Source organism: Bacillus sp. FSL W7-1346 (assembly GCF_038593335.1).
Lineage (GTDB): Bacteria > Bacillota > Bacilli > Bacillales > Bacillaceae > Bacillus > Bacillus altitudinis.
This window is the reverse complement of sequence record NZ_CP151988.1, coordinates 1-11,336: the sequence shown is the minus strand read 5'-3', so window position 1 is coordinate 11,336 and position 11,336 is coordinate 1. Positions and strand designations below refer to the sequence as shown.

Here is an 11,336-nt window from a genome sequence, read left to right as displayed (position 1 = left end):
GTTATCTAGTTTTCAAAGAACACGTTGGTGGAGCCTAGCGGGATCGAACCGCTGACCTCCTGCGTGCAAGGCAGGCGCTCTCCCAGCTGAGCTAAGGCCCCGATTTAATAGAAGATGGTGGGCCTGAGTGGACTCGAACCACCGACCTCACGCTTATCAGGCGTGCGCTCTAACCAGCTGAGCTACAGGCCCATCTTTCATATCGAAGATATGATGTTGTAGGATCTTTTGCAAGTTCCTTCAAAACTAAACAAGACGAAAAACGTACGCTGCTCCATATATCCTTAGAAAGGAGGTGATCCAGCCGCACCTTCCGATACGGCTACCTTGTTACGACTTCACCCCAATCATCTGCCCCACCTTCGGCGGCTGGCTCCATAAAGGTTACCTCACCGACTTCGGGTGTTGCAAACTCTCGTGGTGTGACGGGCGGTGTGTACAAGGCCCGGGAACGTATTCACCGCGGCATGCTGATCCGCGATTACTAGCGATTCCAGCTTCACGCAGTCGAGTTGCAGACTGCGATCCGAACTGAGAACAGATTTGTGGGATTGGCTAAACCTTGCGGTCTCGCAGCCCTTTGTTCTGTCCATTGTAGCACGTGTGTAGCCCAGGTCATAAGGGGCATGATGATTTGACGTCATCCCCACCTTCCTCCGGTTTGTCACCGGCAGTCACCTTAGAGTGCCCAACTGAATGCTGGCAACTAAGATCAAGGGTTGCGCTCGTTGCGGGACTTAACCCAACATCTCACGACACGAGCTGACGACAACCATGCACCACCTGTCACTCTGTCCCCGAAGGGAAAGCCCTATCTCTAGGGTTGTCAGAGGATGTCAAGACCTGGTAAGGTTCTTCGCGTTGCTTCGAATTAAACCACATGCTCCACCGCTTGTGCGGGCCCCCGTCAATTCCTTTGAGTTTCAGTCTTGCGACCGTACTCCCCAGGCGGAGTGCTTAATGCGTTAGCTGCAGCACTAAGGGGCGGAAACCCCCTAACACTTAGCACTCATCGTTTACGGCGTGGACTACCAGGGTATCTAATCCTGTTCGCTCCCCACGCTTTCGCTCCTCAGCGTCAGTTACAGACCAGAGAGTCGCCTTCGCCACTGGTGTTCCTCCACATCTCTACGCATTTCACCGCTACACGTGGAATTCCACTCTCCTCTTCTGCACTCAAGTTTCCCAGTTTCCAATGACCCTCCCCGGTTGAGCCGGGGGCTTTCACATCAGACTTAAGAAACCGCCTGCGAGCCCTTTACGCCCAATAATTCCGGACAACGCTTGCCACCTACGTATTACCGCGGCTGCTGGCACGTAGTTAGCCGTGGCTTTCTGGTTAGGTACCGTCAAGGTGCAAGCAGTTACTCTTGCACTTGTTCTTCCCTAACAACAGAGCTTTACGATCCGAAAACCTTCATCACTCACGCGGCGTTGCTCCGTCAGACTTTCGTCCATTGCGGAAGATTCCCTACTGCTGCCTCCCGTAGGAGTCTGGGCCGTGTCTCAGTCCCAGTGTGGCCGATCACCCTCTCAGGTCGGCTACGCATCGTCGCCTTGGTGAGCCGTTACCTCACCAACTAGCTAATGCGCCGCGGGTCCATCTGTAAGTGACAGCCGAAACCGTCTTTCATCCTTGAACCATGCGGTTCAAGGAACTATCCGGTATTAGCTCCGGTTTCCCGGAGTTATCCCAGTCTTACAGGCAGGTTACCCACGTGTTACTCACCCGTCCGCCGCTAACATCCGGGAGCAAGCTCCCTTCTGTCCGCTCGACTTGCATGTATTAGGCACGCCGCCAGCGTTCGTCCTGAGCCAGGATCAAACTCTCCGAAAAAGTTCAAAACCGAAGTTTTGTTTTTCGCCAGTTTGACTGACTACCTATGAAATATCATAGGATTTTTTTATAAAAACTCGAATTAACAGGTACGTTTTGTCTTGTTTAGTTTTCAAAGAACTTGTTTGTCACTCTCTCAAAGCGACCACTTAAATATATCATATATCTCTATCAATAGTCAACATTTTTCTTGAAAAACATTTTATTTTTTTAAGAAGTTTTTGTTATGAAAGAGATAAAAAATAGAGCCTCTTTTTGCTCCTTTGAAAGATTAACACATATCTATGAAAAAAGCATTATAAACTTCAAAAAAAATCATGTTTTTTCAAAAAAAAATAAAGCCGGTGAAAAACCGGCTTTATCTTTACTCAGATTGCTCTTGATCTGACTCTACGTTTTCTTCACTATTCTCTTCATCGTCTTCTGGTGATTGTTCTACTAATGCCACTGTAGCGACATGTTCATCATCACCTAGACGGATCAGGCGGACACCTTGAGTGACTCGGCCTGTTGTGGAAATATCTGAAACGGCCATACGGATGATGACACCACTACCTGTAATAATCATCAAGTCTTCTTCAGCTTCAGCGTTAGTCGCCTTCACTGCAACAAGCGGACCGTTGTTGTCAGTGATCTTGCACGTTTTCAGACCTTTACCACCACGGCTTTGGACACGATATTCTTTTTCAGGCGTTAATTTACCATAACCTTTTTCAGTTACGATCAATACGTTTGCATCTGGCTCAAGGATTTCCATTCCAACGACGATGTCATCCTCAGAAAGTGTGATCCCTTTAACTCCAGCTGCTGTACGTCCCATTTCACGAACATCTGTCTCGTCGAAACGAATGAGCATTCCTTTTTTCGTTCCGATGATGATTTGTTTTTCACCATTGGTTAAACGAACAGCCATCAATTCATCTTCATCACGCAGGCTGAGTGCAATCAAACCGTTGTTTCGGATGTTTGCAAATTGAGACAATGACGTTCGTTTCGATACACCGTGTCTTGTTGTAAAGAAGAGATACGAATCTTCATCAAATTCGCTGACTGGAATAATGGCGTTTATCCACTCTCCCTTTTCTACTTCAAGAAGGTTAATAATCGGAATCCCTTTCGCTGTTCGTCCGAATTCAGGGATCTCATAGCCCTTCGCTCGATAAACCTTCCCTTTATTAGAGAAGAAGAGAATCGTATCGTGCGTAGATGTTGAGATCAGCTGTTCAACGAAATCATCTTCGTTGGTTCCCATTCCTTGTACACCTTTACCGCCTCTTTTTTGACTGCGGTATGTTGATGCAGGCAGGCGCTTAATATAACCATTATGAGTCAGTGTGATCACAATATTTTCAACAGGAATCAAATCTTCGTCTTCGATTGTTTCTATACCCGCTGTCACAATTTCTGTGCGGCGCGTATCATTGAAGCGTTCTTTGATTTCTGTTAATTCTTCTCTAATGATTTCTAGAACTTTCTCATTGTCTGCTAGAATGGCTTTCAATTCAGCAATCAAGTCAACAAGCCCTTTGTATTCATCTTCTATTTTCTCTCTTTCTAAACCAGTCAAACGCTGGAGTCGCATATCGAGAATGGCCTGTGCTTGTTTTTCAGACAAGCTATAGTTTTCCATCAAACCATTTCTTGCAATTTCAGCAGTTTGAGAGCCTCTAATTAAGGCAATGACCTCATCTAAGTGATCAAGCGCAATTCTTAAGCCTTCTAAAATATGAGCTCTTGCTTCCGCTTTACGCAATTCATACGCCGTTCTTCGACGAATGATCACTTTCTGATGCTCAAGGTAATATTCAAGACATTGTTTGAGAGATAACACTTTCGGCTGTCCATCAACAAGTGCAAGCAAGTTAATACCGAAGGACGTTTGAAGTGTCGTTTGTTTATAAAGATTGTTTAATAGAACATGGACGTTTGCGTCTCTTCGTAGTTCAATGACAATTCTCATTCCATTACGGTCAGATTCATCACGAAGATCTGTAATGCCATCAATCTTTTTATCACGGACAAGATCAGCGATTTTTTCGATCAAACGAGCTTTGTTAACCTGATAAGGAATCTCGTTGATGACAATGCGCTGCTTACCACTAGATGTTTCTTCGATATTTGACTTTGCACGTAATGTAATAGAGCCTCGTCCTGTTTCATACGCTTTACGAATACCACTTCGGCCAATGATTTGTCCCGCAGTTGGGAAGTCTGGACCTGGAATGATGTCCATTAGTTCCTGTGTCGTCATTTCAGGATTTTGACTAATCGCCAATACCCCATCAATCACTTCACCTAGTTGGTGAGGCGGGATATTCGTTGCCATCCCTACAGCGATTCCAGTTGCCCCGTTCACTAATAAGTTCGGGAACCTAGCAGGCATAACGACTGGCTCTCTTTCACTGCCATCGTAGTTATCTTGATAATCAATGGTGTCCTTTGTGATATCACGCAGGATCTCCATCGAAATTTTAGAAAGACGTGCCTCGGTATAACGCATGGCTGCTGCACCGTCTCCATCGACAGAACCAAAGTTCCCGTGCCCTTCAACCAGCATATTACGATAGTTGAAATCTTGCGCCATCCGAACCATCGCTTCATATACAGCGCTATCACCGTGAGGGTGGTACTTACCGATAACTTCCCCAACGATACGAGCAGATTTCTTAAATGGTTTATCACTTGTCATACCTAGGTCATTCATCGCATACAAAATTCTTCGATGCACGGGCTTCAATCCGTCTCGCACATCTGGTAATGCACGCGAAACAATAACACTCATTGCATAATCTAAAAAGGACGTACGCATTTCATGGCTAATATTCACTTCGCGTACATTTGGTGTATGTTGTTCACTCACTATAAGAACCTCCCTTTACGTATCACATGAAATAAATTATGTGGGAGTAAAATATGTATTTATCTTCACAAGACTATTCTCCATTATATCAATAATCTTGCCTTTATACACATTTATTTACTAGAAAATCAACGAAACGTAGAAAACCAGGACATTCGTTTCACGCCCCTGTTTCTTGAAAAACAACCTTATTCCAAACAAGAAATAAGGTTGCTCTCAAGGGGGATACCTATCTAAATATCAAGATTTTTTACGTATTGTGCATTTTCTTCGATAAAGTTACGTCTCGGCTCTACTTTATCTCCCATTAGCATTTCAAAAGTCTCATCAGCATCGATTGCATCCTCAAGTGTCACTTGAAGAAGTGTTCTCGCATCAGGATCCATTGTTGTTTCCCAAAGCTGAGTAGCATTCATCTCTCCAAGACCTTTATAACGCTGAAGTCCAGGTTTCGGTGTTTGAGGCAGTGTTTTTAACAGTTCATCTAGCTGTTTATCGTTATACACGTATTCAACACGCTTTCCTTGCTGCACTTTATATAAAGGCGGCTGTGCGATATACACATAACCGTTTTCAATGATTTCACGCATGTAGCGATAGAAGAATGTTAGGAGTAGCGTCCGAATATGCGCTCCATCAACATCAGCATCAGTCATGATCACAATTTTGTGATAACGTGCTTTCTCTAAAGTGAAGTCTTCTCCGATTCCAGTCCCTAGCGCTGTAATCATTGAACGAACCTCGTTGTTAGATAAAATTTTATCTAGTCGTGCTTTTTCAACGTTTAGGATCTTCCCTCTTAACGGTAAGATCGCTTGGAAATGTCGATCACGACCTTGCTTAGCAGATCCGCCCGCAGAGTCTCCCTCTACGATATAAAGCTCAGAGATGGATGGATCTTTAGAAGAACAGTCTGCCAGTTTCCCAGGCAAGCTAGAGACTTCCAGTGCACTTTTACGTCTTGTCAACTCACGTGCCTTTTTGGCAGCCATTCTTGCACGAGCTGCCATCACACCTTTCTCCACAATTTTCTTTGCAGCATCAGGGTTCTCTAAGAGGAATTTCTCAAGTGCTTCGGAGAAGAGGGAGTCGGTAATGGTTCTTGCTTCTGAGTTACCGAGCTTTGTCTTCGTTTGTCCTTCGAATTGAGGGTCTGGATGTTTGATAGAGATAATGGCTGTCAAGCCTTCTCGTACATCTTCTCCGCTCAAATTCGAGTCTCCATCTTTGAATACGCCATTTTTACGAGCATAATCATTGATGACACGCGTCAGACCGGTTTTAAAGCCAGCTTCGTGTGATCCGCCTTCATATGTGTTGATGTTGTTGGCGAAAGAATAAATATTGCTTGTATAGGAATCGTTGTATTGCAGTGCAACTTCAACGGTGATTCCGTCTTTTTCACCCTCGATGTAAACTGGTTCTTCATGAACGACTTCCTTCGAGCGATTCAAATGTTCTACATAGCTCTTAATACCGCCTTCATAGCAGTATTCGTTTCTTCGCTCTTTGCCTTCACGTAAGTCTTCAATGATGATGTTGACGCCTTTTGTTAAGAAAGCTAACTCACGTACACGGTTAGCAAGTGTGTCGTAATCAAATTCAATGGTTTCAGTGAAAATTTCTGGATCTGGCACAAAATGAGTGGTTGTCCCTGTTACATCTGTTTCACCAATGATCTCTAAATCTCCAACTGGAACACCGCGTTTGAATTGTTGATAATGAATTTTTCCATCACGGTATACGGTCACGTCTAAGGTCGTAGATAACGCATTAACAACAGATGCCCCTACACCGTGCAGACCGCCAGATACTTTATAACCGCTGCCGTCAAATTTACCACCAGCGTGAAGAACCGTCATAATCACTTCTACAGCAGGACGTCCCATTTTTTCGTGAATCCCAACAGGAATTCCGCGGCCGTTATCTTTCACTGTGATGCTATTATCTTTTTCAATTTGCACTGTAATGTCTGTACAATAACCAGCTAAAGCCTCATCAATACTGTTGTCGACAATTTCCCATACAAGATGGTGAAGTCCTTTTGCACTGGTTGACCCAATGTACATTCCTGGACGTTTTCTAACCGCTTCTAGTCCTTCGAGCACCTGTATCTGATTTTCATCATAACTATTATGTTGCTGTTCCATTGCCACGTACATTCACCTACACTTTTCTTAAACGATATATTTATATGAATTGAGCTTTTAGACTTCAATTTCAATCACAAATGAAGCACGTTTTTTGAGCGTGCTTGAGGAAAGAGGAGAGTAATACACGGATTCAGTTGTGACGACGATGGATTTGGGTGTCCCTTGTGACAACGAAATGATTTGTTCTTCTTGTTTTTGAAGAAATTCCTCTACAACAGAAGATGACCTCATTTTGTAATCAACAATTGCGACAATCTCTCGTGTAGAAACAACACAATCATCACCTAAATGAATATACAAGACTCACACCTCATTTATCAGTCAATTACTTTTCCACTGGCTACTCTGAAAATTTCCGCTTCTTTCAGGGTGGCGTGGTCGATGCCTTCAACACTCGTAGTGGTGACAAAGGTCTGTACACGTCCCTGAATGGTATGGAGCAAATGAGACTGTCTGTAATCATCAAGTTCAGATAAAACATCATCGAGTAGAAGAATTGGGTATTCACCGATTTCTTCATGAATCAGATCAATTTCTGCCAGCTTTAGTGAAAGAGCTGTTGTTCTTTGCTGCCCTTGAGAGCCATATGTCTGAACATCCCGACCATTCACAAAGAAAAGAAGATCATCTCTGTGAGGCCCCCATAGCGTCACCCCTCGGTCTATTTCTCTGTCTCTTAGTTTCTGAAACGATTCTTCATAGCTATTTTTTATTTTCGACAAGTCTGACGCTTCTGATACCTCTATGGCCGTCTGGTATTGGAGCGTGAGCGTTTCCAGCTCTCTTGAAATCCCAAAATGCAGCGGCTGCGCCCATTTTTCGAGCTGTTTCGTAAAAGTCAGTCGTCTTTTGACAACCTTCGCTGCCGCATCAATCAACTGCTCTGTTAAAATCTCCAGCATCGCTTGATCCGTTTGCTTTCTTGTTTGCAATTGTTTCAAGTAATGATTTCGCTGAGTGAGGATTTTTTGATAGAGCGATAAATCATGCAAGTAGACAGCAGACACTTGTCCAATCTCCATGTCGAGGAATCTTCTGCGGATTTGCGGGCTACCTTTCACAAGGCTGAGATCCTCTGGTGCAAACATGATGGTGTTCAAGGCACCAACATAATGACTGAGTTTCTGTTGTTCAATGTGATTGACCTTGCCCTTTTTTCCTTTTTTTGAGATCACGAGCTGCATGGGGAGTGGACCATTTTTTTTGATGACTCTACCTTCTATTTTAGCATAGTCTTCGTCCCATCGGATAAGTTCTTTATCATTTGACGTACGATGAGACTTTGCCATCGACAATACATAGATCGCTTCCATCAGGTTCGTTTTACCTTGGGCGTTCTCACCAATCATCACATTCACCTTATTGTCGAATTGAAGCTCGGTGTGTTCATAGTTTCGGTATGAAGTTAACGCCAGACTTTGAATGTACATGTATTGTCACCCGTTTCTAATTCACAACTTGAAATGTGCCGTGACCTTCTATCTCGACAACATCACCTGGGTATAATTTGCGTCCCCGTCTATTATCTGGCTCTTGATTGATGAACACCTCATGTTCACTTAAAAACCACTTCGCCATTCCACCAGATTGAATGACTTCGGCTAATTTCAAAAACTGCCCTAATGTAATCATTTCTGTTTCAATCGTTATCAGATTAGGCATTGTATCGACCTCTTTCAATATCACTAATATCTAATTGTACTAAAAAACAAGACAAGAAGGAAAGGGGGAAAGCGAACTGGGATGAAAGAAAACAGAGGAAACGAGGAAAAAAGCTGCTGTGCGCTCACACAGCAGCCATTTTAGACCAAATTAATACGTTCTAACTGGAAGAATCAATTGCAAAATGGAATCATCATTTGGCGTGCGTAATAGGAATGGTCTCATTGCGCCAGTGAAACTGACATGAATCTCTGTTCCCTCTAATACTTTTAAAGCATCAAGCATATATTTCGGACTGAAAGAGATTTTGAGATCCTCCCCTTTAATGTCATCTGCTTGCACCGTTTCAACTACTTTACCGATTTCAGGCGAATTAGAAGAAATTTCAAGGCTTTGCGCAGGATCAGCAGAAAGCTTCACAACGTTGTTACGCCCTTCTCTTGCTAAAAGTGACGCGCGATCAATCGCTTGAAGGAATTCTTTCGTATTCACCACTACATCCGTTTTACTTTCTTGCGGAATGAGGCGAGCTGTATCTGGGTAATTACCATCCAGCAATCTTGAGAAGAACAGCACGTTCTGTGCTTTAAAGAGAACCTGTGTCTCCGTAATGACGATGCTCACAAGATCTTGTCCATCATCAAGAATTTTACTTAGCTCTGTTAAACTCTTTCCAGGAATGACCACATTGTACGAGCTTTCCTCGTTAATATCCAACTTCGCTTTTCTTAAAGCCAGGCGATGGCTATCCGTTGCTGTGCATATTAATTCACCTTTTTCAACCTTCCAGTTTACACCTGTCAAGATAGGACGTGTTTCTGAGGTGGACACTGCGAAAACCGTTTGACGGATAAGGTTTTTAAGCAAATCTGTTGGAATTTGAAAAGCATGATGCTCTTCAATTTGTGGCAGATGCGGATATTCTTCAGCATCTAAGCCGTTTAAATTAAATTCTGCTGAACCAGAGCGGATGATGGTTAGATGATTTTGTTCTACCTCAATTTCGACAGTAGACATAGGCAGTTTCTTAACGATTTCGCTAAAGAAGCGGGCTTGCAGCACAATACTTCCTGGTCGATCAATTGTAATGACTTCTAAATCTCCATCTCTTTGAGGAATAAAAGATTCGATTGAGATATCAGAATCGCTCCCTGTGAGAGAAACCCCTTCGTCAGATGCAACAATTTTAATCCCTGTCAAAATAGGAATCGTTGTTCTAGAGGATACGGCCTTTAATACATCTTGGACACTTTCAACAAGACGATCTTTTTGAATCGTGAATTTCATAGTGGTCCTCCTAATTTTTCTTAATGACATGTATATATATTTATTTAATAAAAATCGTAGAAGTACTAGTAGGGCTTGTGAATATGTGGATAAGTCAGTAGAAAGAAAGGAAAGACAGCCTATCCACATGTGGACAGACTGTGTATGACTATGCTCTAGTTATTCACATTTTCCCGTACTTATCTTATCAGCTTGATTATTTTAGTTGTTCTTTGATCTCTTTGACATGCTGCTGAAGCTGTTCATCTTCAACGATTAATTTTGAAATTTTCTCATGAGCATGAATGACGGTCGTATGATCTCGTCCACCAAATTCTTCTCCGATTTTAGGTAGAGAGGAATCTGTCATTTCTCTAGAGAGATACATCGCAATTTGTCTTGGATAAGCAACTGATTTCGTACGTTTCTTCGCTTTGAAATCTTCTAATCGAATATTAAATTGCTGCCCTACAATTCTTTGAATATCTTTAATTGTAATCACCTTAGGTTTTGATGAAGGAATGATGTCCTTTAGGGCTTCAGCTGCTAGATCAGCATTGATGTCTTTATTAATTAAAGAAGAGTAAGCAACGACACGAATCAAAGCACCTTCCAGTTCCCGAATGTTGCTGTCGATTTGATTGGCAATATAAAGCATGACTTCATTCGGAATGTCTAAACCTTCTGCTTTTGCTTTTTTACGTAAGATCGCAATACGCGTTTCTAGATCTGGCGGGGTAATGTCTGTAATTAAGCCCCATTCGAATCGAGAGCGTAATCTGTCTTCAAGTGTCGGAATTTCCTTTGGCGGCCGGTCACTAGAAATGACGATTTGCTTACTTTCTTCGTGAAGTGTGTTGAATGTATGGAAAAACTCTTCTTGTGTTTGTTCTTTTCCTGCTAAAAATTGAATATCATCTATCAAAAGCACATCTACATTCCGATAGCGATTACGGAAATCGACTGCTTTGTTGTCCCGGATTGAGTTGATAAATTCATTTGTAAATTTTTCAGATGATAGATAGACCACTTTGGCTGATGGATTATGGTCGATGACGTAATGACCGATCGCATGCATTAAGTGAGTCTTTCCTAAACCAACGCCCCCATAAATAAAAAGCGGGTTATATGCTTTTGCTGGTGCTTCTGCGACTGCAAGTGAAGCGGCATGAGCAAAACGGTTGCCTGAACCAATAACAAAAGTATCAAATGTATATTTTGGATTCAGCATATTTTGTGGAATTTCAACGGGTTCTTCTTTCGACATTTTTTTGATTGGAGATTTTGGCATGGCTTCCTCTTCGTCCTGATTTTGAGGAATGATAAATTTGATGCTGAGCTCTTCGCCTGTCAGTTCATAGATGGTATCTGCAATTAAGTGAAGGTATCTTGACTCGAGCCAGTCTCTTGCAAATTCATTAGGTGCAGTAATAGTCAGCGTATCTCCTTGAAGAGAATGGGCTTTAGTGGACTTCATCCATGTTTCAAAACTAGGTTTGCTCAATTTTGTCTCTATTTTTTGAAGTGCTTTATTCCACAGATCCAAAATATTTTCCAT

Annotated in this window: 7 protein-coding genes, 2 tRNA genes and 1 rRNA gene; all 10 read right to left on the bottom strand. The window is 42.7% G+C overall.

Annotated elements, in window-relative coordinates:
• Positions 1–25: 25 nt before the first annotated feature.
• Positions 26–101: transfer RNA gene (locus NST09_RS00050), tRNA-Ala, on the bottom strand.
• Between the two features lie 14 nt (positions 102–115).
• Positions 116–192: transfer RNA gene (locus NST09_RS00045), tRNA-Ile, on the bottom strand.
• 96 nt (positions 193–288) lie between these two features.
• A 16S ribosomal RNA gene (locus NST09_RS00040) occupies positions 289–1,837 on the bottom strand.
• Positions 1,838–2,201: 364 nt separating this feature from the next.
• The gene (gyrA, locus tag NST09_RS00035) at positions 2,202–4,697 is read right to left on the bottom strand and encodes a DNA gyrase subunit A (protein ID WP_046342400.1); all 2,496 of its coding nucleotides are present in this window, start codon (positions 4,695–4,697) and stop codon (positions 2,202–2,204) included.
• A gap of 233 nt (positions 4,698–4,930) precedes the next feature.
• A complete protein-coding gene (gyrB, locus tag NST09_RS00030) occupies positions 4,931–6,847 on the bottom strand; it encodes a DNA topoisomerase (ATP-hydrolyzing) subunit B (RefSeq protein ID WP_025206585.1) in 1,917 nt (638 codons plus the stop codon).
• Between the two features lie 57 nt (positions 6,848–6,904).
• Positions 6,905–7,150, bottom strand: a complete 246-nt coding sequence (locus NST09_RS00025; protein ID WP_008360920.1) for an extracellular matrix/biofilm biosynthesis regulator RemA family protein — start codon at positions 7,148–7,150, stop codon at positions 6,905–6,907.
• A gap of 17 nt (positions 7,151–7,167) precedes the next feature.
• Positions 7,168–8,280: a DNA replication/repair protein RecF gene (recF, locus tag NST09_RS00020; protein WP_007497487.1), complete on the bottom strand. Its 1,113-nt coding sequence runs from the start codon at positions 8,278–8,280 to the stop codon at positions 7,168–7,170.
• A 16-nt stretch (positions 8,281–8,296) separates the two neighbouring features.
• The gene (gene yaaA / locus NST09_RS00015) at positions 8,297–8,512 is read right to left on the bottom strand and encodes a S4 domain-containing protein YaaA (protein WP_008347598.1); all 216 of its coding nucleotides are present in this window, start codon (positions 8,510–8,512) and stop codon (positions 8,297–8,299) included.
• 150 nt (positions 8,513–8,662) lie between these two features.
• Positions 8,663–9,799: a DNA polymerase III subunit beta gene (gene dnaN / locus NST09_RS00010; protein ID WP_008347596.1), complete on the bottom strand. Its 1,137-nt coding sequence runs from the start codon at positions 9,797–9,799 to the stop codon at positions 8,663–8,665.
• A gap of 196 nt (positions 9,800–9,995) precedes the next feature.
• Positions 9,996–11,336 (bottom strand): chromosomal replication initiator protein DnaA, encoded by a 1,341-nt coding sequence (gene dnaA, locus NST09_RS00005; RefSeq protein ID WP_008347594.1) that lies wholly within the window; start codon positions 11,334–11,336, stop codon positions 9,996–9,998.